Genomic DNA, 22,198 nt, shown 5'->3' with positions numbered 1-22,198 from the left:
CGGTACTGCCTTTTTTGTTATTTATCTGTTTGCGGCGCTGATTGCGCGGCATCTTGTGCAAGCTGGGCAGTGGATGCAACCCGCGCAGCCAATTTTTCGGAAAAGCCGGACTGCGCCAGGGTGAAGGCCAGTTTGATCGCAGCTGACACGCCTGTTGCGTCAGCGCCGCCGTGGGATTTCACCACGGTGCCGTTCAACCCCAGAAACACGCCGCCATTCACGCGTCGCGGGTCGATCCGTTTCTTCAAACGGTTCAGCGACGTGATAGCCAGAATCGAGGCCAATCGGGATAGCGGGGAGTATTTGAACGCCTGCCGCAGCAGGTCACCGATCAGGCTTGCCGTGCCTTCGCCGGTCTTGATCGCGACGTTGCCGGTAAAGCCATCGGTTACAATGACATCCGCCTTGTCACCGGGGATGTCGCTGCCTTCGACGAAACCCACGAAATCGAAATTCGCCTGTTCCGCGAAGCCCGCGATCATCGAGTGCGCCTCTTTCAGTTCGGCGCGTCCCTTGTGTTCTTCGGTGCCGACATTCAGAAGCCCGATCCGAGGGCGGCTCAGGGCCAAACCGTTGCGCGCATAAGAGGCGCCCATCAGGGCGTATTGCAGCAAATCCTTGGCGTCGGCGCGCACATCTGCGCCGACATCCAGCATCACGTTGAACCCCTGAGGGTTGCGCGAGGGCCACAGTATCGCGATGGCAGGCCGGTTCACGCCCGGCAGTTTGCGCAGGCGCATCATCGACAGGGCCATCAGCGCGCCGGTATTGCCGCAGGACACCGCGCCATGGGCTTCGCCCTGGCGTACCGCTTCCAGCGTGGACCACATCGAGGTCTCTTTGCCGTTGCGCACGACTTGACTGGGCTTGTCCTCCATCGTGACCACGCCCGAGCAATCACGAAAAACGACGCGCCCTTCAAGGACACGCCGTTTGGCGACAAGCTTGCGCAATACCTGTTCGGGCCCGTGCAGCAAGAACCTGATATCCGGGTTCTTGTCGGCCGATTTCGCAAGACCGGCAACAACGACCGAGGGACCTGCGTCCCCACCCATAGCGTCGACCGAGATGGTTATCCGTCCGGCGTGCGTGGGCTGTTCAGTCATGCCTTGGTCTGCGCTCGATCAGGCTTAGGCTGCGTCTTCGTCCAGATCGATTTCATCGGCCTGAGCGACGACTTCGCGATCATCATAGTGGCCGCAGGATGCGCAAACGTGGTGCGGGCGCTTCAGCTCGCCGCAGTTCGGGCATTCGTTCGGGTTTGCAGCAACCAGAGCGTCGTGTGCGCGGCGGTTGTTGCGACGCGACTTGGAAACTTTGTTCTGTTGGACGGCCATGGTCTCAACCTTTGTCTGACTAGGGGTCGCAGAATCGCTGCCGACCCGGGTTTCGTAGTTCGTTTATCGTGGTTTGACGCGCGTTTAGGCGACGGGCCCCGCAATGTCCAACCCAAAATCCGATGAGCGCGCGAAAATACTGCGATTCTCGGTATGTTCAAGCGATTTTTCTGACCGCCTGCTATGACAGGAAATCTGCGCTGTGTCACTCGTCTTTTTTGAGCGTATCGCGCAATCCCGCCAATCCGGCGAAAGGTTTGGCGTCTTCGTCGGTCATCGCCTGTTTTCCGGGTTCTGTATAGTCTGCCTGACCCAGTTCCGCACCCTCCTTGCGCGGATATTGCGGCAGGGCCAGCGACAGCGCCTCGATCATCACCAATGCGGGGTCGATTTCCGGGCCCAAGGGCTCGGATTCGTCATCCTGGGGAATTTCGAACTCGGGTTCATCCGGGTCGGTCCAATCGGCCAGAAAGGTGCGGTGCACGGGAATGTCGATCCGGGTCGTGACCGGCTCGAGCGTCACGACACAGGGTTGGATCACGGTTGCACCGAGTTTGCCGTTGAGAACCCAGTCGCGCTTGCCTTGTGCGCGAAGCTCGCCGGAAAAGCTGAGTTTGCGCAGCCCCAGCAGCCCCAGACCCTGCCTGATCTCATCCAATGCGGCGCTTGCGGGGCGCAGTTCAAAGGGTGTCGGGGCGTTCTGGGACAGGTCAGCCACCCGAAATGATGTAACGTTGCCCATTCGTGAGCCTTTCTATGTGTTGAACCGTGGCAGCGGTTTCTGTAATCGGATAGAAGCCGCAAGAGGCCAAGGCAAGAGGGTGTGCATGTTGAAGGTAGTGAACCGGTTGAAACCAGCGACGAAATCGCTTGTGTTTGTTGCCTGTCTGGCTGCGGCCGGGGCCTGTACGCCGATCTACAAGAATCACGGCTATGTGCCTCCGGCCGAGGAACTGGCCGAAATCAAAGTGGGCGTCGATACGCGCGACAGCGTGGAAGAAGCCATCGGCGCACCGGGTGCGTCCGGGGTTGTGCGGGATTCGGGCTATTACTATGTCCGCTCGCGGGTGCGCCATTACGGCCCGAAACGGCCCGAAGTGGTGGCGCGCGAACTGGTCGCCATCAGCTTTGATCAGCGTGGAGTCGTCAGAAACATCGAGCGTTTTGGCCTGGAAGACGGCATCGTGATTCCGCTGGAACGCCGTGTGACCGATTCCAACGTTCAGGACAAAGGCTTCCTGCGTCAGCTGTTGGGCAATATCGGCAACTTCAACCCGGCCAATATTCCTGGCGCCAACTGATCGCGCCGGAACCTTGCGTTGGTCACAAGGCAGTCACATGTCTTGTGTTAACGGTGTCGTGCCGACACTCGTGGGTCGGCACCCATGGAGGACGCGACCGTGGCGGCGGCAGTTATGTTGAGCAAGGGGCGCTATCGCGCCCGAATGGCGGAATCGGCCGAGGATATCAGGGCCGCACAAAGCCTGCGGACATTGGCGTTCGGGACCCGGCAATCGGACGTTGACGCTTTTGACGCGCAATGCAGCCATGTCCTGGTTGAAGATATGCGATCCGCCGGGCAGTTGGTCTGCTGCTTTCGGATGCTGACAATGGAGCATGGCGGTGAAATCGGACGCAGCTATTCAGCACAGTTCTACGACCTGAGTTCGTTGGAAGGGTTCAGTGACCGCATGGTCGAGATGGGCAGGTTTTGTGTTCATCCGGGCCTGAACGATCCCGACATTCTGCGTGTCGCCTGGGGTGCAATGACGTCCTATGTCGATCAACACAATGTCCAGATGCTGTTTGGATGTTCGTCGTTTGCCGGGACCGAAACCGGGCGATACCTTGATGCCTTTGCGATGCTCAAACATCGCCACCTGGCCCCGAAACGGTGGTTGCCGCGGGTCAAGGCTCCGGACGTGTTCCGTTTTGCCGCACGTCTGCGGCGCCGGCCGGACGCGAAAAAGGCAATGTCGCGCATGCCGCCCCTGTTGCGGACCTATCTGATGATGGGGGGGTGGGTGAGTGATCACGCGGTTGTGGATCGCCACATGAACACGTTGCATGTGTTTACCGGGCTTGAAATCGGGGCGATCCCTCCGGCCCGAAAACGCCTGTTGCGGGCATTGGCCGGTTAAGATGAGTATTTCCGAAAAGGTGAAGACAGGGCGTTGACGCAGTGTGGCCGCCGGTTTAGCTGGCGGGCATGGCGAGAATTCCTTTGTTGCAGATGTCCGGCATATCCCTGACTTTCGGGGGCGAACCGGTGTTTTCCGAACTGGATCTGGTGGTACAGCCCGGTGACCGCGTGGCGCTGGTTGGGCGCAACGGGTCGGGCAAATCCACACTGATGAAAGTGATGGCCGGCCTGGTCGAGGCTGACCGCGGTGAAATTGTCGTGCCGCCCGGAAAATCCGTGGGCTATATGGAGCAGGACCCGACGATGGAGGGCTTTGCCACCCTGGGAGACTATGCGTCGAGCGGGTTGGAGCCGGGTGAGCTCTACAAGGTTGAACGGGCGGGTGCGGGGCTGAAATTCGATCCTGCGCGCCCGGTTGAGACTGCTTCGGGTGGTGAGCGGCGGCGGGCGGCATTGGCCAAACTGATGGCCGAGGCACCGGACCTGATGCTGTTGGACGAACCGACCAACCATCTGGATATCGAAGCCATCGCGTGGCTGGAGCGCGAGCTTGGGTCGACACGAGCGGCGTTTGTGCTGATCTCGCACGACCGGGCCTTTTTGCGGGCACTGACGCGGGCGACACTGTGGATTGATCGGGGCGCGGTTCGACGGCAGGAGCAAGGGTTTGACGCGTTCGAAGCCTGGCGGGACAAGATCTGGGAAGAAGAAGACCAGCAGCGTCACAAGCTGAACCGTCTGATCAAGTCCGAGGCCAAATGGGCGGTCGAGGGTATCAGCGCGCGGCGCAAACGCAATCAGGGCCGGGTGCGGGTCCTACAGGCGCTGCGGGCCGAAAAGGCGGCACAGATCAAGCGTCAGGGTTCCGCTGCGATGACGCTGGAGGCCGGGCCAAAATCGGGCCGCAAGGTGATCGAGGCCAAAGAGCTGGCCAAAGGGTTCGGCGACAAGCAGATCGTTCGGAATTTTGATCTGCTGGTGCAGCGCGGTGATCGTGTGGCTTTTGTCGGGCCGAACGGGGTTGGCAAGACGACCTTGCTGAAGATGCTTCTGGGGCAGGTGGAGCCGGACGAAGGTTCGGTGTCGCTGGGTACCAATCTTGAGGTCGCGGTGTTCGATCAGACCCGCGCGCAACTGGACCCCGAGATGAGCTTGTGGGACAGCCTGACCGGCGACCCGGATATGCGGGTTTCCGGCAAGGCCGATCAGGTGATGGTTGGCGGGCAGCCCAAACATGTCGTGGGCTATCTCAAGGAATTCCTGTTTGACGAGCGGCAGGCAAGGGCGGCTGTCAAATCCTTGTCGGGTGGGGAAAAGGCACGGTTGCTGCTGGCCAAGTTGATGGCGAAATCTTCCAATCTTCTGGTGCTTGACGAACCGACCAACGATCTGGATGTCGAAACGCTGGATCTGTTGCAGGAGTTGTTGGACGATTACGAAGGAACGGTTCTGCTGGTCAGCCACGACCGGGATTTTCTGGACCGCGTTGCAACGACGACCATCGCGATGGAAGGCAACGGGCGGGCGACCGTCTATGCCGGCGGCTGGTCCGACTATATTGCGCAGCGGGGTGAAGTTTCCGAGAAAAAAGACAGCAAAACAAAGCTTTCCAAGCCGAAGGTGAAGCAGGAAGCAAAAGCCAGGTCGGGATTGTCCTTTTCCGAAAAGCACCGGCTGGAAAAGCTGCCGGCCGAGATTGAACGGCTGGAGGCCGAGATTGCAAAGCTCGAAGAATTGATGTCCGACCCGGAACTGTTTACCCGCGAGCCGGTCAAGTTCCAGAAAGCGACCGAGGCGCTTGTCGAACGGCAAGACAAGTTGTCGGCGGCCGAAGAGGAATGGCTGACACTGGAAGAGAAAGCCCAGGCTGAGTAGACGCCAACTGCGCCCGCCTTATCAGACGGCGCGGAAAAAGTTGCTCAAGACCGGAGTTCGCCTGCTGCTTCGGTTTTGCCTGGGACCGGATCAGCGGATCCGCGTCAATTCGTTCAGCTTGCTTCGGCTGCGAACCCGTCGAGCATTTTTATGCAACTGGCGAGATGAAGCGCGTTCAAATGCGTCTGCGACGGTTCGCGGCTGTTCCAAATTGCATGGAAGGCAACGACACCGGGATGTGTCGCAACCACATTGGGGTCGTTTTGGGTGCATTCTTCTTCGGTGCAGGCGATGACACTTTTGAGTTCGGCGCGGTCAAAATCCACCCTTGCCCGGGCGCGCGCGCCCTTGGGGACACGTTTACCCGGCGCTGCCTGAAAAAAAACAGGCGCTGCGCCCCGCGAACAAGGCCCTGGCGGATTGGGGGAAGAGCAGGGCTATCGGTGGGCGCGTATAGGCCGGGCAGGGTTTCCAACCACGGTCTCGCCGGCGGGAACGTCTTTTGTCACCACACTGCCCGCTCCGATGATGGCATTGTCGCCGATCGTAACGCCCGGCATGATGATCGCCGCCCCGCCGATCCAGACGTTTTCGCCGATCCTGACTGGGTGGGCGACTTCGAGGCCCCGAGCGCGCAAGACAGGATCTTTCGCGTGTTCGGCGCAATAGATCTGCACCGCAGGCCCAAGCATCGTGTCATTCCCAATCATCACCGGCGCGGTGTCGAGCACGACACAGCCTGCGTTGAAAAACACGCGGTCTCCCAACGACAGGTTTATTCCGTAGGCACAGTGAAACGGAGCCTCGAGAAAGCAATCCCGTCCAACTCCCGCAAAAAGCGCATCCAGTTCCGGCGCGATGGCCCCACGGGCATCCGGCGGGCATGTGTTATGGGCATGAACGGCCCGGCGCGCTTCGGCGCGAAGCGCATCCAGTTCCGGGTCAAGGCAGCAATACCATTCACCCGCTTCCATTTTCTGCCGCTCGGTCATGAGCCCCGGTTTAGCGCATACGCAGGGCACCGTCGATGCGGATGACCTCACCGTTCAGATAGCCGATCTCGACGATGAAGCCGGCCAGTCGTCCGTATTCATGCGGATCGCCAAGGCGGGCAGGGTTCGGGACGTCGGCGGCAAGCTGTTGTTGCACCTCTTCGGGCAGGCCCGCCAGCATCGGGGTCATGAAAATGCCCGGCGCGATGGTCATGACGCGAATGCCGGTCGAGGCCAAGTCGCGGGCCATCGGCAGCGTCATGCCCACGACACCGCCTTTCGAGGCCGCATAGGCCGCCTGACCCTTTTGCCCGTCAAACGCAGCGATCGAGGCGGTGTTGATGATCACCCCACGTGCCCCATCTGGTTCGGGTTCATTTTTTGCCATTTCGACAGCGGCCAGCCGGGACACGTTGAAGGTGCCAACCAGATTGATGTCGATCGTACGCTGGAAAGCATCCAGAGGGTGAGGGCCATCCTTGCCGACAGTCTTGATACCATAGGCGATACCTGCGCAATTCACCGTGGCCGTGATCTTGCCCATCTTGTCCATGCCATGGCGCACGGCTGCGGCCACCGACTCTTGGTCGGTCACATCCGTTTGCACGAAATGCCCGCCAATCTCGGCGGCGACCTGTGCGCCGCGATCCGCATCACGATCCAGAATGGTGACCTGCGCGCCTTCCGAGGCGAAGTGGCGTGCCGTGGCTTCGCCCAGACCGGACGCGCCTCCGGTGATGAGGGCGGCAGTGGTGGACAGGTGCATGGTGAACTCCTCCCAAGGATATGAACACTTGTTCAATAACTGCATTTTGGGGTCAGTGTCCACATATTTGAGAAGGCAGGAACTTGATTGGCGGGTAGGGTCCTTGGCCCCGATGTTTCGGCCGATCCTCAACAATACTTAATGCCGACTTCACGAAAACGCGCCTGTTCGTGAGCGAAGAACTCGGCGCCTTTGTGTGTTTTTCCGCCAGGAGGATCTGTTATGGTAATAAGTACGAAACACATACTGGGTGCAGTTGTCGCTGTGCCTGTTTTTGGAATGGTGATGGTTGGCGATGCTGCTGCCGCACCGGAAACCTGCAACTGGAAAACGGCTCGAAATCTTGCCAACGCAGGGGACTATGCCGGGTTGTGCGATTGTGTGCAGGTAACCCCGAGCTTTCTGGACAGGCTTCAAAAGCGGGCCGACTTTGAAACAACCTTGAGTGTAACCGGGGCGCAATGCCCGGGGCTGGCCGCGTTGCTGACGGATTTGCCGACGGCAAGCCTGTCTGGTTCCGCAGAAAATCGGGGTGAAAGCCGCGGCTCTGAACCCGGTGGGTCTGGATTCGCCGATGCTGGTGGAACTGTCGGAGGCGGTGAAAGTGGCCCCAGCGGCGCGTCTGAAGAAAGCGAAAACAATGGAGGCGGCCAGTCCGGCGGTGGAGGAAGTGAATCCGGCGGCGGAAGTGAATCTGGCGGTGGAGGTGACTCCGGCGGTGGAGGTGAATCCGGTGGCGGTGGCGAATCCGGTGGCGGTGATGAATCCGGCGGTGGAGGTGAATCCGGTGGCGGTGGTGAATCCGGCGGTGGTGAAGGCAAAGGCGAAGGTAAAGGCGGCAAGGGTAAAGGTGGTGGTAAGGGCAACAACGGCCATGGCAATGGCGGTGAAGGCAGCAGCCCGGGCCGCGGTCATAACGCCAACAATGACGAAAGTGGCGACCGGCCCGGTCGTGGCGGCGGAAAAGAACGCAGATAAGCACGGCTTACTGAATGAAAAACGGCCACCCGTTTGGGTGGCCGTTGCAGTTTTGTGTCTTTCAGCCTTGCCGGGTCAGCCCAGTTGAACCAGCGCGTGGCGCTTTTTGCCTGCGCTCAGCTTGATCGGCGAAGACAGGGCATTTGCGTCAATCATCAGCCCGGCATCGGTCAGTGGCGCGTCGTCCAGCTTGGCACCGTTTTCGGCGATCAGGCGCTTGGCCTCTTTGCCGGATTTGGCGAGGCCGGATTTGACGATGATCTGCACGATGGACATGCCGTCACCCAGTTCGGCCTCGCTGAGGGTCAGAGTCGGAAGATCCCCGCCCACGCCACCCTTTTCGAAGACTTCGCGCGCAGTGGCTTCGGCGTTCGCCGCGGCCTGCGCACCATGGGCCAGAGTCGTCACCTCGTTGGCAAGACGGATCTTGGCCTCGTTGATCTCGGATCCTTGCAGCGCGCCCAGACGATCGCACTCGTCCACCGGCATTTCGGTGTAGAGCTTCAGGAACCGCCCGACATCAGCGTCGGTGGTATTGCGCCAGAACTGCCAGAACTCGTAGGGCGAGCGCATGTCTGCGTTCAGCCAAACCGCGCCGTCCTGAGATTTACCCATTTTCTTGCCGTCGCTGGTGGTCAGCAGGGGCGAGGTCAGGCCATAGATCTCGTGATCCAGCACGCGGCGGGTCAGGTCGATCCCGTTGACGATATTGCCCCACTGGTCGCTGCCGCCCATCTGAAGCAAGCAGCCATAGCGGCGGTTCAGCTCCAGGAAGTCATAGGCCTGTAGGATCATGTAGTTGAATTCGAGAAAGGACAGTGATTGTTCACGGTCCAGTCGGGATTTCACCGATTCAAAGCTCAGCATCCGGTTGACCGAGAAATGACGCCCGATGTCGCGCAGGAAATCGAGGTAGTTCAGGTCGTCCAGCCACTCGGCATTGTTCAGCATCAACGCTTTGTTCTCGGCCTCTGTGTCATAGTCGATGTAAGCCGAGAACACCTTTTTGATGCCCGCGATATTTTCGTCGATCTGTTCGGGTCCCAGCAGGGGGCGTTCATCCGCGCGGAACGAAGGGTCGCCAACCTTGGTGGTTCCGCCGCCCATCAGGGTGATCGGCTGGTGACCGGTTTTCTGGAACCAGCGCAGCATCATGATCTGGATCAGGCTGCCCACATGCAACGACTTGGCCGTGGCATCAAAGCCGATATAGGCCGGTTTGCACCCACTGATCAGCGCGTCGTCAAGGCCCTGATAATCGGTGCAGTCGGCGAGAAAGCCGCGCTCGATCATCGTGGCGATGAAATCCGATTTGGGGTGGTAGGTCATATCGTGCCCTTTGGGTTAATGTTGCGGGGCACTGTATAGGCGGCAGCGCGTGGGAGGAAAAGCCACCTTTTCACCTCGGGCGCGGGGTGCGGTCGAGGGTGTCGATCGAGACACGCGCCTTGAGAAAAAAATTGCCGGGCCGGTCCGGAACGCTTGCCTTTGCGCCCCAACAGAAGGCACGTTGACCGGGCTGCAACCCAAAGGTGAAATCCCGGACCCGGAGGCGGCGAAAGACACAGCCAATTCAGGAGGCAGGCTTGGGCCAGACCATCGCGAAATACGGAAAGCTCCGGGCTTTGGGCGCAATGTCCGGCACATCCATGGACGGGGTTGATGCCGCAGTGGTGGAAACCGACGGGCATTCGATTTACGGGTTTGGGGAAAGTGGATACCGCGCGTATTCGGATGCGGAACGCGACGTGTTGCGCGCCGCGCTGGGCCAGTGGCATGGTCCCCAGGTCGATGCGGCGGCAGAGATGGTGACGATTGCCCATGCCGAAGCACTGTCCGAGTTCGAGGATGTGGATCTGATCGGTTTTCACGGACAGACGCTGTCGCATGAGCCGCGCGGGCGCGGGACCTTGCAGGTCGGTGACGGGCTGGGGCTGGCGCAGGCCCTTGGGCGCCCGGTGGTCTGGGATTTCCGCAGCGACGATGTGGCGATGGGGGGCGAGGGGGCTCCGCTTGCGCCTTTCTTTCATTTCGCCTGTGCCAAATGGTTCGGCGCGGACCGGCCGCTGTGTTTCCTGAACCTGGGCGGGGTCGGCAACCTGACCTATGTGGATCCGGCGTTCGAAGGCCCCGAAGCGCCCGGAGCGTTGCTGGCCTTTGATACAGGCCCGGCCAATGCGCCGGTCGATGATCTGATGCAGGCCCGGCTGGGGCTTCCGATGGACCGCGACGGGGCGCTTGCGCGCGATGGAACGGTGGAAATGGGCGCGCTGGAGCTGTTTCTGGCCGAGCCGTATTTTTCTCGCATGCCGCCGAAATCCCTGGACCGGAACGATTTTTCGGAAATGATCGGTTTGGTCAAGGAACTCAATGACGCTGACGCGGTGGCGACTCTGACCGGTATGTGCGCCGCAGCTGTTGTGCAGGGGATGGAGCACTGTCCGAAACCTCCGTCCTGTGTGTTGGTCACCGGGGGCGGCAGGCGCAACCCGGTGCTGATGGAGATGTTGCGCGTGTCGCTGGATTGCCCGGTCGAACCGGTTGAGGCGGTGGGGCTGGACGGCGACATGCTTGAGGCGCAGGCGTTTGCCTATCTGGCGGTGCGCGTCGCGCGAGGGTTGCCGACCTCTTGTCCTGGAACCACCGGCGTTCAGGCGCTTGTCGGTGGCGGGGTCGTCAGTACGGTGTCGATGGACCCGGTCGGATAACCCGATCCGAAAACAGTTCAAAAAAACAACTCTTTGTGCGACGATTGCCCGGACCGATGGATCAGGGACATGGCAGCATGGCGACCAAGGCAGAGCTCGAGGCCGAGTTGGAGGAGTTGCGGAAGCGGAATGCGACGTTGGAGGCGCAGGCCGAAAAGGAAGCGGGTTCCGAAGATCCGCCTGAGGGTACCAAATCGTCGGATGAAATCCGGCAGCTGCTGGAAGACCACGGGATCGACCTGAGCCAGGTTCAGTCCTTGGGACATGACGTTGTCGAGGAGTTCGGTCGGCTTCAGAAAGACTATCCGATCACGGCGTTGCTGATTGCCTTTTCGCTTGGGTATGTCGTTGGGCGCGCGCAGGGCTAGGAGGCAGGTTATGAGCAGACTGAGCAAGAACCTGGTTACGATCTATCGGACCGAACGTTTGATTGCGCGCCGCCGTCTTGGGGTGGTGCAGCAACAGACCATACTGATGGGCATCGCGGGCATCGCGGCATTGTCGGCGGTAGTGCTTTTGAATGTTTCCATGTTCTTGGCGTTTCAAAGCTCGATGTCACCAGCATCGGCGGCGGCGCTGTTGGCCTTTGGAAACATCGTTTTCGCCGGGCTTATGGTGCTGATTGCAAGACGCCGAAATATCGACGACGAAGTCGCACCGGCCGTCGAGGTGCGCGATATGGCCATAGCAGATATTGAAGACGAATTGGAGGAGATGACCGCAGAGGCCAAAGAGGTCGTGCAGGCGGTTAAGAGCATTGGATCGAACCCTTTGGGATCGGCAGCGACGCTGCTGGTGCCGCTGATCAATTTGTTGATCAAAAGCCGAAGCGACAAATAGAGGCGCAACCCGAAGGTTCATCGACACACCGGAGCGCCCTTGCGGCGGGCCGTGTCAAAATGGAAATGCCCGACGTGATAGCGGTCGGCGTCCGGGCCAAGCACGGTTCCGAATATGCCGCAGGCGCCATCGTGCAGCTTTCGCAAAACAGCGCCGTGCGCGTTGTTCCACCCGTCCCGGACCGTGATCTGTGTTCCGTCCTCTAGAACAAAGGTCGATATGTCGATCGCCTTTCCGCGCGCATGTTCCGAGATGCGTGAGCGCGGCTGGTTGTTCTGGGTCTTGCAGGCATAGTGGCCAACGATCCGCATCCCCTTCAGCCCGCCGCCCATATTGGCAAAGGCTGGCTTGGCCGTGTTTTCGATCCACGTTTTCAGCGTGACCGCTGTCTGGCAATCCATCAATGAGAATTGGCTGAGTGCGATATCAGAGATTTTGTAAACGCGAACCGGGTTCGTGATCCCGCATCCGCGGGCCTTTCCCGAGACGGGCTTGCGTGTTTCGCCCAGAATGGTCCAGTCGCCGCACACGGCGCCCCGCGCCTGCATTCGTTCACGGCCGACTTCGAATTGCCGAAACTTGCAGGGTCGCAGGGCAGGACGCCTGGAAACCAGCACCGCAGGTTCGACTGTCACGGCCGGGTCAGCATCTTCAGCCGTTTCTTCCCCGATCAGCTCTGGCGCAGTCAGATCGGATGCAAGACGGGCCTCGGCGCAAGCGGGCTCTGCGCTGGCGAATGCTGCGCTTTGACACAAGAATAAGACAGTCAGCAGGACCTGCTTCATTCTTACTCATTACTCCGTCGCCTGTGGCTGCGTGTACAGCATGATCAATGGGCAACCGTCTGTAAACTCACCTTTTCAGAGATTGTTATGTGAACACTCACGCCTTGGGGATATCGAAGCCCGTTGCGGCCAGTTCGAACCCCTCGAACTGGAAACCGGGCGAGACCGTACAACTGACCAGCGTGTAATCACCCGTGCTGCGGGCGGCTTGCCAATGGCCTTGTGGGACGATCAATTGTGGTGCGCCAGAGGAAAGATCGGGGGTCAGCACATGTTCGGTGGCGGGGCCTTGGTCGGTTGAACTGAGCGACAGGACAAGCGGTGCACCGGCATGGTACAGCCAGATCTCGGTTGCATCGACGCGGTGCCAGTGGCTGCTTTCGCCTTTCTGCAACAGGAAGTAGATGCAGGTGCCGGTGGGGCGACCTTCGTTTTCGGCGCGCCATGTCTCGGCGTACCAACCACCTTCGGGATGCCGTTGCAGGTTCAAGCGTTCGATAATCTCTTGTGCGGTCATGTGGTTCCTCGTGTTTGGGTGCGATTATGCACGGGCCGGTGTGATCCGCTATGGTATTCATGCGTCCGAGGGATATGTTTACGGCATGACCCTGAAAATCCCCTTCGATAACTCCTATGCCCGTCTGCCGGATGCGTTCTTTGCACGGCAGTCACCGGTTCCCGTGCGCGCGCCAAGGATGATTGCGTTCAACGATAATCTGGCCAAATTGCTGCGGATTTCGCCCGGAGACGTCGAGGACATGGCCGAAGCCTTTGCGGGAAACAGTATTCCCGAAGGTGCCGAGCCCATCGCACAGCTTTATTCCGGGCATCAGTTCGGTCAGTACAACCCGCAGTTGGGCGACGGACGTGCGGTGTTGCTGGGCGAGACGGTCGGAACGGACGGGGTGCGCCGGGACATCCAGCTGAAAGGTTCGGGCCCTACGCCGTTTTCCCGCCGGGGCGATGGCCGGGCCTGGCTGGGGCCGGTGCTGCGGGAATATGTGGTATCCGAGGCGATGCATGCCCTGGGCATTCCGACCACACGTGCCTTGGCAGCGGTGGAAACCGGCGAGACCGTCTTTCGCGAAGCTCCGATGCCCGGAGCTGTTCTGACCCGGGTTGCATCCAGTCATCTGCGGGTGGGGACATTTCAGGTTTTTGCCGCGCGTGGGCAGATGGACAGCCTGAAGCGCCTGACGGACTATGCCATTGCGCGGCATTTTCCCAAGGCAAAAGGGCCGATGGGCCTGTTGCGTTCGGTGCGCGATGCGCAGGCCGGTTTGATTGCACGATGGATGAGCGTGGGGTTCATCCATGGGGTGATGAATACCGACAACTGCTCGATCGCGGGTGAGACCATTGACTATGGCCCATGTGCGTTCATGGATACGTACCACCCCAACACCGTTTACAGCTCGATCGACCGGATGGGTCGTTATGCCTATTCGAACCAGCCCGATATCGCGGTGTGGAACCTCGCGCAGTTGGCAACGGCCTTGATCCAGCAGATGGACGACAAAGAGGCCGCCGTGGAAGAGGCGACCGAGATCGTCCACGCGATGCCGGACCTGCTGCAACAGAACTGGTTGTCCCGGTTCCGGGCAAAGATCGGACTGGCAACCGCGGACGAGGGTGATCAGGAACTGATCACCGATCTTCTGAAGCGCATGGCCGAGGGGCAGGCGGATTTCACCAATACCTTCCGGGCGCTGGGCGGCGGCACGGCGCGGGATCAGTTCCTTGACCCGGCAGCGTTTGACACCTGGGAAAAAGACTGGCGCGCACGGTTGGCGCACGAAGCGACGCCACAGGAGGTGATGGCCGCCGCAAACCCTGCATTCATTCCGCGCAATCACCGGATCGAACAGATGATCCAGGCGGCGGTGCAGGGCGACTATGCGCCCTTCGACCGGTTGAACGCCGTGTTGGCGCGGCCGTACGAGGATCAAGGGGATGCGGAAGATCTGAGGCGTCCTCCAGCCGAAAATGAGGTGGTTCATGCAACATTCTGCGGGACGTGACGCGAGGCCTGCGTCTATTTCCTCAGGATTTCCAACACCGCAGCGCTGACGATCAGGGTGGCGCCCAGAAATTCCCGCAGGCCAAATGGTTCTCCTGACAGGGCTGCGGCCGACGCGATGCCAACGACAACCTCGCTCATCAGCAGCAGACCGACCTTTGCGGGGGACAGCTTGGTTGCTGGCCAGATGGTCATGTAGATCATGGGCAGGACATAAAAGGCCGACAGCAGCGCGTATCCCGCTATGCGGATCGACTCTTCGCTTGTGATGTTCGGCAGGGTTTGGCCCCCAAGCATCAGCAGGCTGACAAGCGACAGCAACAACGCGCCAATCACAAAGGCAAAGACCTGACCCGAGATGGTCATGCTGCCAGCCTTGTAAAGGCCCAGTGTGCCCAATGCCCAGCATATGCCCGATGCCAGCGCCAACCAGTCGCCCAAGTTCTGCGGCCATGGCACGAATCCGGCGCCTCCGAGCACGACAAACAGCCCGCCAAGCCCGCAGATCAGGCCCATAAGGCGCATCACGCTCAGGCGTTCTTTCAGAAATACGACGCCCAGAATCGTGCCCCAGATCGGAGTGAGATAGAACAACAGGATCGAGCGGACGACGTCGGTGTAAACAAGGCTGATCGAATACAGGCTGAATGCAGCCCCTGTGAACATTCCGCTGAGCATCAGATCGCGCCATTGCCGGGCCAGCATGCGTCTGTCGGGCCAGACAAAGGGGATCAACGCAATCAGGGCCGCGCAGTACATCGCGATCCCTGACCACGGGCCGGTCAGGCCCTGATCGTGGAAAAAACGCACCGGAATCCAATAAAGGCCCCACAGCGCGCCACCTGTCACCAAAACCATACTGGCCCGGGTGCTGTTGTCGGGTTGGGTCTGGCTCAGGCTCATGCGGGCCCCGCTTTGGCTGCGATGCGTTGTCGTCACCGCATCGGGATAGAGCGTTGCAGGGCCGGGGATCAAGCGGAACCTTCGCTTTGATGTCAGCCAGGATTCAATCGCCGAAGTAGCAGGCAGATTGTCAGGGGCGGGTGTCGTATCGGAATTGTCGCAGCAGGAAACCAAACACAGGGGTTGCGCCTCACGTCAGGCATGGCACTTTAGGGTCTATTCATTTGGTCAAGCCCTCATGCCAACTTCGTCCACGCTGCGTATCGCAAGCTACAACATTCAGAAATGCGTCGGGTTGGATTTCCGGCGTCAACCCCAACGTATTCTGCAAGTCATCGAAAACATGAAAGCGGATATCGTGGTGTTGCAGGAGGCCGACAAGCGCCTGCCGCCCCGTCCGGCCGCGCTGCCGCATTTCATGTTGGACGAGGCGGGATGGCAGATCGTCGATCTGGGCGGCGCGGGAAGTCTGGGCTGGCACGGCAACGCGGTGATCTGGCGCGGAGAGGGGATCTCGGTCCGCCGAAAAGGGCATCACGAGTTGCCGGGGCTGGAGCCGCGCGGGGCGGTTCGGGTCGAGTTCGACACCCATATCGGGCCATTGCGCGTGATGGGTATGCATCTGGGACTGCTGCCAGCGTCGCGGCGACAGCAGATTTTACACATTCGGCGGGACGATTGGGACATGGACCAGATGCCGACTGTTTGGGCCGGTGACTTCAACGAGTGGTCACGTCAGCCAGTTCTGGATCATCTGGTCCCCGAAATGCGGTTTCTGCCCCCCAGACCAAGTTTTCCCGCCGCGCAGCCTTTGGGCGCGCTGGATCGGATCGCGCTGGGCAGCGGAATACAGGCCGTGGCGCACGGTGTTCACGACACACGTCCCGCGCATATCGCATCTGATCACCTGCCGGTCTGGGCCGATCTGACGCGCGCCAGATCAGAAGGTCGCAAAAGGTGAAATCCCTGTAGCGAAACCTGCGCAGACATATTAAGACAGACACCCGAGCAAGTCTGAGGGGCATCATGTCGGAAACGATTATTGGGCGTTGTGAAGCCAAGGGGCTGCGCATGACCGGTCAAAGAAGGGTCATCGCGCAGGTGCTGGAACAGAGCGACGACCACCCGGATGTCGAGGAACTCTATGCGCGGGCGTCTGCCGTGGACAAAGGCATTTCCATTGCAACGGTCTATCGCACGGTCAAACTGTTCGAAGAGGCTGGTATTCTGGAACGCCTTGAGTTCGGCGACGGACGGGCCCGGTACGAGGACGCCGAGCGCGATCATCACGACCACCTGATCGACATGCAGTCAGGAGAGGTAATTGAATTCGTCGACCCCGAGATCGAAGCCCTGCAGGAAAGAATCGCCGCGAAGCTTGGGTACAAGCTGAAGGGGCACCGGTTGGAGCTGTATGGCGTCCCGCTGGAAAAGGACTGACCCATCACGAAACGCGATTGATGCCCTCACTTTAATTCATCAGGCGTGACGGGAATTGTCTTGCCAGATGCCGTTGGTTGAGGTTGTTGTGCATCTACAGGCACCAGATGTGCCCTTTCCAACGGACGCGCAAATGAACAACGTAAACGGCATCCTGCTGCTCATCGGGTCGATGGCGGCCTTTGCACTTGAGGACATGTTCATCAAGCTCCTGTCCGGCTCTGTGCCGACAGGGCAGATCATGGTGTTTCTGGGCGTGTTTTGCGGGCTCGTGTTCGCCACGATGTCAGTGGTCACCCGCAAGCGGATCCTTGACCCCGTGGCATGGAAAACCCTGCCATTGATCCGCGCTGCGACCGAAGGCTTTGGCGCGGTGGCGTTCGTGACGGCGTTGTCTCTGATCGACCTGTCCACCGTTGCGGCCGTGTTTCAGGCCATGCCGCTGGTCGTCACCATGGGGGCGGCCCTGTTTCTTGGAGAGCAGGTCGGCTGGCGTCGCTGGAGCGCGATCGGTGTCGGCTTTGTCGGTGTTCTGATGATCATCCGCCCGGGGATAGAAGGTTTTCGGCCCGAATCTCTTTTTGTGGTGTTGTCCGTGGTCGCCATTGCGGCGCGCGATCTGATTACCCGCAAGCTGGACCCACGCGTGGCTTCATCCGTTGTTGCGATGCAGGCCTATATTGCGGTGGCTTTGGCCGGCCTGGTTCTGATGGTCATGTCCGGGGCATCCTTCGTGCCGGTTCAAGCCGGTCAAACGGGCCCTTATGCGGGGGCGATCGGATTTGGCGTTCTGGGGTATTACGGCATTGTCACTGCGATGAGAGTGGGCGAAGCCTCGGCCCTGATGCCGTTCCGGTACACGCGTCTGGTGTTTTCGATCCTCGCTGGAATGCTGGTGTTCGGTGAACGTCCTGATGTGCTGACACTGGCGGGGGCGACCCTGATCATCGGTTCGGGCCTTTATACCTTTGTCCGCGAACGGCGTCTGGCGCGCGAATTGGCCCCTGCCTGACCCTGTTGGCGCAAACAGCGGACTGTTAGCCCTAAATGTCCCGCAATATGCGTGTTAGCGTTAACGGAACCGGTTTACTTTTGGCCGGTTGCTGCTATGACGCGTGCAACCGACCGCAGTCACAGGAACAGGCTTCATGAGCACCATCATCGACATCCACGCACGCGAAATTCTGGACAGCCGGGGCAACCCGACGGTCGAAGTTGACGTGATTCTGGAAGACGGCACCATGGGCCGCGCGGCCGTGCCCTCGGGCGCGTCAACCGGTGCCTATGAGGCGGTAGAAAAGCGCGATGGCGACAAGGCGCGCTATATGGGCAAAGGCGTTCTGGAAGCCGTTGCCGCCGTGAACGGCGAGATTGCCGAAGAACTGGTGGGCTTTGACGCGACCGAGCAGGTGGCCATTGACCAGGCCATGATCGAGCTGGACGGCACCGAGAACAAAGGCCGTCTGGGCGCAAACGCGATTCTGGGTGTCTCGCTGGCCACGGCGAAGGCAGCGGCGGATTTCACCACCCAGCCGCTTTATCGTTATGTGGGCGGCACCTCGGCGCGGGTTCTGCCGGTTCCAATGATGAACATCATCAACGGCGGCGAGCATGCCGACAACCCGATCGACATTCAGGAATTCATGATCATGCCGACCGCCGCCGCGAACATTCGCGAAGCGGTGCGCATGGGGTCCGAGGTGTTTCACACGCTGAAAAAGGAACTGTCAGGCGCAGGTCTGGCGACCGGTGTGGGCGACGAGGGCGGTTTTGCCCCCAACATTGCCTCGACCCGTGAAGCATTGGATTTCATTCTGAAATCCATCGAAAAGGCGGGCTACAAGCCGGGTGAGGAAATCCATCTGGCGCTCGATTGCGCGGCGACCGAGTATTACAAAGACGGAAAATATGTTCTGTCGGGTGAGGGCACGACCCTGACATCCGAGGAAAACGCGGCTTATTTGGCCGCGCTGGTCAATGACTATCCGATCATCTCGATCGAAGACGGCATGTCCGAAGATGACTGGGATGGCTGGAAGGCCCTGACCGATGCCATCGGCGACAAGGTGCAACTGGTTGGTGATGACCTGTTCGTGACCAACCCGGAACGTCTGGCCGAAGGGATCGAACGTGGCTGTGCGAACTCGATGCTGGTCAAGGTGAACCAGATCGGCTCGCTGACGGAAACCCTGCGTGCCGTCGATATGGCGCACCGCGCGCGCTACACCAACGTGATGTCGCACCGTTCGGGCGAGACCGAGGACGCGACCATTGCCGATCTGGCGGTCGCCACCAATTGTGGTCAGATCAAAACCGGCTCGCTTGCACGATCGGACCGGTTGGCGAAATACAACCAGCTGATCCGCATCGAGGAGTCGCTGGGGGAAGTGGCCGAATACGCCGGCGCGTCGATCCTGAAATAAGCATGGAATGGGGGCCAACGGCCCCCATTTTTCAAAGGTCCGGTCTCTGATCCGCCAAGCGGTCGTTCCGCCGCCCGCGCCGAAACCTCTGTGATTGATCAATTGGTGTTGTTGACGCTTCGGACCTCTTGGATTCAAGCGTTTCATGGGCCTTGAACCAGCATCTTCCGGACGATCCCGGTGAAAGTTGCGGCGGGAAACACGACTTCAGCTGATATCCACCCTTGATTGAACCTCTCTGGTTCGATCCTTCTTTGGGTTTAAGATTGCCGGGCCTGCTTGCAGTTGAAGTTGAAAGTTTTCAAGAAATCTTGGATCTTTTCGCGAAAGAGGTGTGATCCGGATTACGCAATCATTTCAATGGTTTTTGTTTCGCAGGCGTATTGCAATGGCCCTTTTGTATCAAAAAAGAATGCAAAAATCACATTATGTGTGAACTTGTTACTAAGTAAATCACAGGCACGTGATCTAATCTGGATGCATTGCAGAAAGGAGACCACGATGTCTGTATCCAAATTCCTTCTGGTAATCGCAGCAGCTTCCGTCACAGTTCTTTCCGCCTGCGCGGGTCCGGGAACCTACCCAATAACCGGAGACCAGGTCTCGGCGAGTGACCCGGTACAGGACATGAACCCGGCCAATATCTTCCGTGGCGAGTCTCGTTAAAGCAACTTGCTCATCAGCATATATCTGTCGCGTGGTTTGAACCCGGTGCGCAGATAGATTTTCTGAGCGGCCTCGTTGTTTCGGTCGACTTCCAGATGAAGGGCAGTCAGCCCCGCTTCGGACAAAGCTTTGGGAAGTGCCAGCAGAACCTCGGTTGCAATGCCGCGCCCGCGAACAGCGGGTCGGATATAGATTTCGTCGACGAAACCGTCCATGCCGCCGAATTCGATGGACCAGCCGAAGGTCAGGATGATGTAGCCCAACGGCGCGCGTCCGGGTCCGATCAGATAGACACAGCCATGGGGAATACCCTCGAGCAGGGGTGTCAGAGCATTTCGGGTCTGGTCCGGGTCTTGCGTCAATCCGGCTTCGGTATGGAAGGCGGTGACCAGCGCCATCAGGCGGTCCAGGTCTTCGGGGCGCGCAAGGCGCAGGGCGGCGCTCATAATCTGGCCAGCCTTTCCGTCAAAAGATTGAAGAAGCCGTCGGCGTCGATTTCCCCAATGAACAGCGCATTGGGCGCGCGGTCGGTTACGCCCCACCAATCTGCGACGGTCATGCCCATGGTCAGTTCGGACTGGGTTTCAATTTCGACATTCACATGACGGCCTGAAAACAGCTCGGGCCGGATCAGATAGGCGGTCACGCAGGGGTCGTGCAAAGGCGCACCCGCGCTGCCGTATTTTTCCTTGTCGAACCTCTCAAAGAAATCGGTCATCTCGGCCACAGCGAGTCCGACTTTGTTTCCCAGAGCACGGAAAGCATCATTGCGGGGTTTGGTGACCAGCGCCTTATGCGTGACATCCAACGGCATGACCACAATCGGCCTTCCGGATTTGAAAACGATATCAGCAGCTTCCGGGTCGACATGAATGTTGAACTCTGCTGTTGGAGTGATGTTCCCAACCTCGAAATACGCCCCGCCCATCAGAACGATTTCCTGCACCCGATCAACAATATCAGGGGCTTTGTTGAATGCGGTCGCGATATTTGTCAGAGGCCCCAGCGGGCAAAGGGTTACCGTAACCGGTTCTTCAGCGCGCAGGGTGTCGATGATGAAATCCACCGCGTGGCCCTCGGCCAAAGGCATCTGCGGATCGGGCAGGTCCGGGCCATCCAGACCTGTCTTGCCGTGCACATGCTCTGCCGTGACCAGCGGGCGGTTCAACGGTCTGTCGCAGCCCGCATAGACAGGTATGTCGGTCCGGCCCGCCAGTTCGCACACGATCCGAGCGTTCTTGGCGGTCAACTCCAGGGGCACGTTGCCTGCGACCGCCGTGATGCCAAGAACCTCGATGTCCTCCGGGCTGGCCAGTGCCAGCAGGATGGCGACGGCATCGTCCTGTCCGGGATCGGTGTCGATGATGATCTTGCGAGGGGGCATGGGCGTCTCCGGTGGTCGTGAAGGTGGGACACTCGCAAGTGTCGGGTGCCTTGTCTACCCGTTTCTGGGTGCGGCCATGACATCAACCGGCGGGAGTTTGCCGTTGGCGCGATGCTCTTCGGTTTTGACCTCGTCCCAGAGCGCATCCATCTCGGTCAGGTCGCTTTGCGAGGGGGTCTTTCCCCGTTCGGCCAGCCGGGCTTCGACCTGTTCAAAGCGACGGGTGAACTTGGCATTGGTGCGGCGCAGCGCAGCTTCGGGTTCGATCCCCAGATGACGGCCCAGATTGACCATCACGAACAGCAGATCGCCGAATTCATCCTCAAGCGCATCCGCGTCCATCTTGTCACGCGCCTCTTCCAGTTCGGCGGCTTCTTCGGTGATCTTGGCCAGCACGTGGCCGGCGTCGGGCCAGTCGAACCCTACGCGCGCGGCCCGTTTTTGCAGTTTATGCGCCCGCAGCAGGGCTGGCAGGTTGGCGGCGACACCGTCCAGCGCGCCTTTCTGTTCCTTGCCCGCACGTTCGGCGGCCTTGATGGCTTCCCAGTCCTGGGTCTGCTGTTCGGCGGATTTGTCGCGGGATTCGTCACCGAAGACGTGCGGATGCCGGGCCACCATCTTGTCGGACATGGTGCGAACCACGTCCTGAAAGGTGAAATATCCCGCCTCTTCCGCCATTTGAGCGTGGAAGACGGATTGGAACAGCAGATCGCCCAGCTCTCCCTTCAACTCGTCCCAAGCCTCGCGCGCGATCGCGTCGGCGACCTCATAGGCCTCTTCGATCGTATAGGGCGCGATGGTGGCGAAATCCTGTTCGATATCCCACGGGCAGCCGGTTTGCGGATCACGCAGGCGGCGCATGATTTCCAGCAGGCGTTCGATCCCTGCGTTACTGTCATGGATCAGAGGATTATCGGCCATTGCGAACCCTTTCATTC

At 59.8% G+C, this 22,198-nt stretch carries 25 protein-coding genes; 13 read left to right on the top strand and 12 right to left on the bottom strand.

The window, feature by feature from the left end:
• Nucleotides 1–17 precede the first annotated feature (17 nt).
• From plsX to GS614_RS03215, 3 genes are all read right to left on the bottom strand, one after another.
• Nucleotides 18–1,106: a phosphate acyltransferase PlsX gene (gene plsX, locus GS614_RS03225; RefSeq protein WP_152458232.1), complete on the bottom strand. Its 1,089-nt coding sequence runs from the start codon at nucleotides 1,104–1,106 to the stop codon at nucleotides 18–20.
• A 24-nt stretch (nucleotides 1,107–1,130) separates the two neighbouring features.
• Nucleotides 1,131–1,337, bottom strand: a complete 207-nt coding sequence (gene rpmF / locus GS614_RS03220) for a 50S ribosomal protein L32 (RefSeq protein ID WP_008756996.1) — start codon at nucleotides 1,335–1,337, stop codon at nucleotides 1,131–1,133.
• Between the two features lie 205 nt (nucleotides 1,338–1,542).
• On the bottom strand, nucleotides 1,543–2,079 hold the full coding sequence (locus tag GS614_RS03215; protein ID WP_171725497.1) for a DUF177 domain-containing protein: 537 nt from the start codon (nucleotides 2,077–2,079) through the stop codon (nucleotides 1,543–1,545).
• Between the two features lie 85 nt (nucleotides 2,080–2,164).
• Here GS614_RS03215 and GS614_RS03210 point away from each other — a divergent pair, with 85 nt between their 5' ends.
• The 3 genes from GS614_RS03210 (at nucleotide 2,165) to GS614_RS03200 (ending at nucleotide 5,355) form a co-directional block, all read left to right on the top strand.
• Nucleotides 2,165–2,638, top strand: coding sequence for an outer membrane protein assembly factor BamE (locus GS614_RS03210; protein ID WP_171167760.1), 474 nt, complete (start codon nucleotides 2,165–2,167; stop codon nucleotides 2,636–2,638).
• A gap of 84 nt (nucleotides 2,639–2,722) precedes the next feature.
• Entirely contained in the window at nucleotides 2,723–3,478 is a 756-nt protein-coding gene (locus GS614_RS03205; protein WP_171725496.1) for a GNAT family N-acetyltransferase, read from the top strand.
• Nucleotides 3,479–3,546: 68 nt separating this feature from the next.
• Nucleotides 3,547–5,355: an ABC-F family ATP-binding cassette domain-containing protein gene (locus tag GS614_RS03200; RefSeq protein ID WP_253285277.1), complete on the top strand. Its 1,809-nt coding sequence runs from the start codon at nucleotides 3,547–3,549 to the stop codon at nucleotides 5,353–5,355.
• A gap of 437 nt (nucleotides 5,356–5,792) precedes the next feature.
• Here the strand turns inward: GS614_RS03200 and GS614_RS03195 are convergent, their stop codons facing one another.
• Both GS614_RS03195 and GS614_RS03190 read right to left on the bottom strand, forming a co-directional pair.
• Complete coding sequence (locus tag GS614_RS03195) at nucleotides 5,793–6,347, bottom strand: sugar O-acetyltransferase (RefSeq protein ID WP_171725495.1); 555 nt, start codon at nucleotides 6,345–6,347, stop codon at nucleotides 5,793–5,795.
• Nucleotides 6,348–6,357: 10 nt separating this feature from the next.
• Entirely contained in the window at nucleotides 6,358–7,113 is a 756-nt protein-coding gene (locus GS614_RS03190) for a 3-hydroxyacyl-CoA dehydrogenase (protein ID WP_171725494.1), read from the bottom strand.
• Nucleotides 7,114–7,687: 574 nt separating this feature from the next.
• Here GS614_RS03190 and GS614_RS03185 point away from each other — a divergent pair.
• Complete coding sequence (locus GS614_RS03185; protein WP_171725493.1) at nucleotides 7,688–8,179, top strand: hypothetical protein; 492 nt, start codon at nucleotides 7,688–7,690, stop codon at nucleotides 8,177–8,179.
• Here the strand turns inward: GS614_RS03185 and tyrS are convergent.
• Nucleotides 8,167–9,420, bottom strand: a complete 1,254-nt coding sequence (gene tyrS / locus GS614_RS03180; protein WP_171115528.1) for a tyrosine--tRNA ligase — start codon at nucleotides 9,418–9,420, stop codon at nucleotides 8,167–8,169. The genes GS614_RS03185 and tyrS overlap by 13 nt on opposite strands.
• Nucleotides 9,421–9,725: 305 nt before the next feature.
• Between tyrS and GS614_RS03175 the strand changes: the two genes are divergently transcribed.
• The 3 genes from GS614_RS03175 to GS614_RS03165 all read left to right on the top strand — a co-directional run bounded on the left by GS614_RS03175 (nucleotide 9,726) and on the right by GS614_RS03165 (nucleotide 11,639).
• A complete protein-coding gene (locus GS614_RS03175) occupies nucleotides 9,726–10,799 on the top strand; it encodes an anhydro-N-acetylmuramic acid kinase (protein WP_371807870.1) in 1,074 nt (357 codons plus the stop codon).
• Between the two features lie 77 nt (nucleotides 10,800–10,876).
• The gene (locus tag GS614_RS03170; protein ID WP_171614249.1) at nucleotides 10,877–11,167 is read left to right on the top strand and encodes a hypothetical protein; all 291 of its coding nucleotides are present in this window, start codon (nucleotides 10,877–10,879) and stop codon (nucleotides 11,165–11,167) included.
• A 10-nt stretch (nucleotides 11,168–11,177) separates the two neighbouring features.
• A complete protein-coding gene (locus tag GS614_RS03165; RefSeq protein WP_152458221.1) occupies nucleotides 11,178–11,639 on the top strand; it encodes a hypothetical protein in 462 nt (153 codons plus the stop codon).
• Between the two features lie 17 nt (nucleotides 11,640–11,656).
• Here GS614_RS03165 and GS614_RS03160 read toward each other — a convergent pair whose 3' ends face one another.
• Complete coding sequence (locus tag GS614_RS03160) at nucleotides 11,657–12,424, bottom strand: extensin family protein (RefSeq protein ID WP_171725492.1); 768 nt, start codon at nucleotides 12,422–12,424, stop codon at nucleotides 11,657–11,659.
• Between the two features lie 97 nt (nucleotides 12,425–12,521).
• A complete protein-coding gene (locus tag GS614_RS03155) occupies nucleotides 12,522–12,941 on the bottom strand; it encodes a cupin domain-containing protein (protein WP_152458219.1) in 420 nt (139 codons plus the stop codon).
• Between the two features lie 85 nt (nucleotides 12,942–13,026).
• Between GS614_RS03155 and GS614_RS03150 the strand changes: the two genes are divergently transcribed.
• On the top strand, nucleotides 13,027–14,445 hold the full coding sequence (locus GS614_RS03150; RefSeq protein WP_171725924.1) for a YdiU family protein: 1,419 nt from the start codon (nucleotides 13,027–13,029) through the stop codon (nucleotides 14,443–14,445).
• Between the two features lie 14 nt (nucleotides 14,446–14,459).
• Here the strand turns inward: GS614_RS03150 and GS614_RS03145 are convergent, their stop codons facing one another.
• Nucleotides 14,460–15,419, bottom strand: a complete 960-nt coding sequence (locus tag GS614_RS03145; RefSeq protein WP_171725491.1) for a DMT family transporter — start codon at nucleotides 15,417–15,419, stop codon at nucleotides 14,460–14,462.
• A 166-nt stretch (nucleotides 15,420–15,585) separates the two neighbouring features.
• Between GS614_RS03145 and GS614_RS03140 the strand changes: the two genes are divergently transcribed.
• The 5 genes from GS614_RS03140 to GS614_RS03120 all read left to right on the top strand — a co-directional run bounded on the left by GS614_RS03140 (nucleotide 15,586) and on the right by GS614_RS03120 (nucleotide 19,876).
• Nucleotides 15,586–16,308 (top strand): endonuclease/exonuclease/phosphatase family protein, encoded by a 723-nt coding sequence (locus GS614_RS03140; protein ID WP_171725490.1) that lies wholly within the window; start codon nucleotides 15,586–15,588, stop codon nucleotides 16,306–16,308.
• Nucleotides 16,309–16,373: 65 nt separating this feature from the next.
• Nucleotides 16,374–16,787, top strand: coding sequence for a Fur family transcriptional regulator (locus GS614_RS03135; protein WP_152458216.1), 414 nt, complete (start codon nucleotides 16,374–16,376; stop codon nucleotides 16,785–16,787).
• 133 nt (nucleotides 16,788–16,920) lie between these two features.
• Nucleotides 16,921–17,799, top strand: coding sequence for a DMT family transporter (locus tag GS614_RS03130; RefSeq protein WP_171167785.1), 879 nt, complete (start codon nucleotides 16,921–16,923; stop codon nucleotides 17,797–17,799).
• 136 nt (nucleotides 17,800–17,935) lie between these two features.
• Nucleotides 17,936–19,210 (top strand): phosphopyruvate hydratase, encoded by a 1,275-nt coding sequence (eno, locus tag GS614_RS03125; protein WP_171115541.1) that lies wholly within the window; start codon nucleotides 17,936–17,938, stop codon nucleotides 19,208–19,210.
• A 501-nt stretch (nucleotides 19,211–19,711) separates the two neighbouring features.
• The gene (locus GS614_RS03120) at nucleotides 19,712–19,876 is read left to right on the top strand and encodes a hypothetical protein (protein WP_171362724.1); all 165 of its coding nucleotides are present in this window, start codon (nucleotides 19,712–19,714) and stop codon (nucleotides 19,874–19,876) included.
• Here the strand turns inward: GS614_RS03120 and GS614_RS03115 are convergent.
• The 3 genes from GS614_RS03115 to mazG are packed head-to-tail and all read right to left on the bottom strand — an operon-like array spanning nucleotide 19,873 to nucleotide 22,181.
• Entirely contained in the window at nucleotides 19,873–20,322 is a 450-nt protein-coding gene (locus tag GS614_RS03115; protein WP_171204894.1) for an N-acetyltransferase, read from the bottom strand. The two genes, GS614_RS03120 and GS614_RS03115, sit on opposite strands and share 4 nt — an antisense overlap.
• A complete protein-coding gene (locus tag GS614_RS03110) occupies nucleotides 20,319–21,260 on the bottom strand; it encodes a nucleoside hydrolase (RefSeq protein ID WP_171725489.1) in 942 nt (313 codons plus the stop codon). The genes GS614_RS03115 and GS614_RS03110 overlap by 4 nt, the downstream gene beginning before the upstream one ends.
• A gap of 54 nt (nucleotides 21,261–21,314) precedes the next feature.
• A complete protein-coding gene (gene mazG, locus GS614_RS03105; RefSeq protein ID WP_171362726.1) occupies nucleotides 21,315–22,181 on the bottom strand; it encodes a nucleoside triphosphate pyrophosphohydrolase in 867 nt (288 codons plus the stop codon).
• Between the last annotated feature and the right edge of the window lie 17 nt (nucleotides 22,182–22,198).

Origin of the sequence: Ruegeria sp. HKCCD6604 (assembly GCF_013110635.1) — a bacterium.
In the GTDB taxonomy this organism is placed as follows: Bacteria; Pseudomonadota; Alphaproteobacteria; order Rhodobacterales; family Rhodobacteraceae; genus Ruegeria.
The sequence above is the reverse complement of the archived record's forward strand: the minus strand, read 5'-3'. Positions and strand labels throughout refer to the sequence as shown.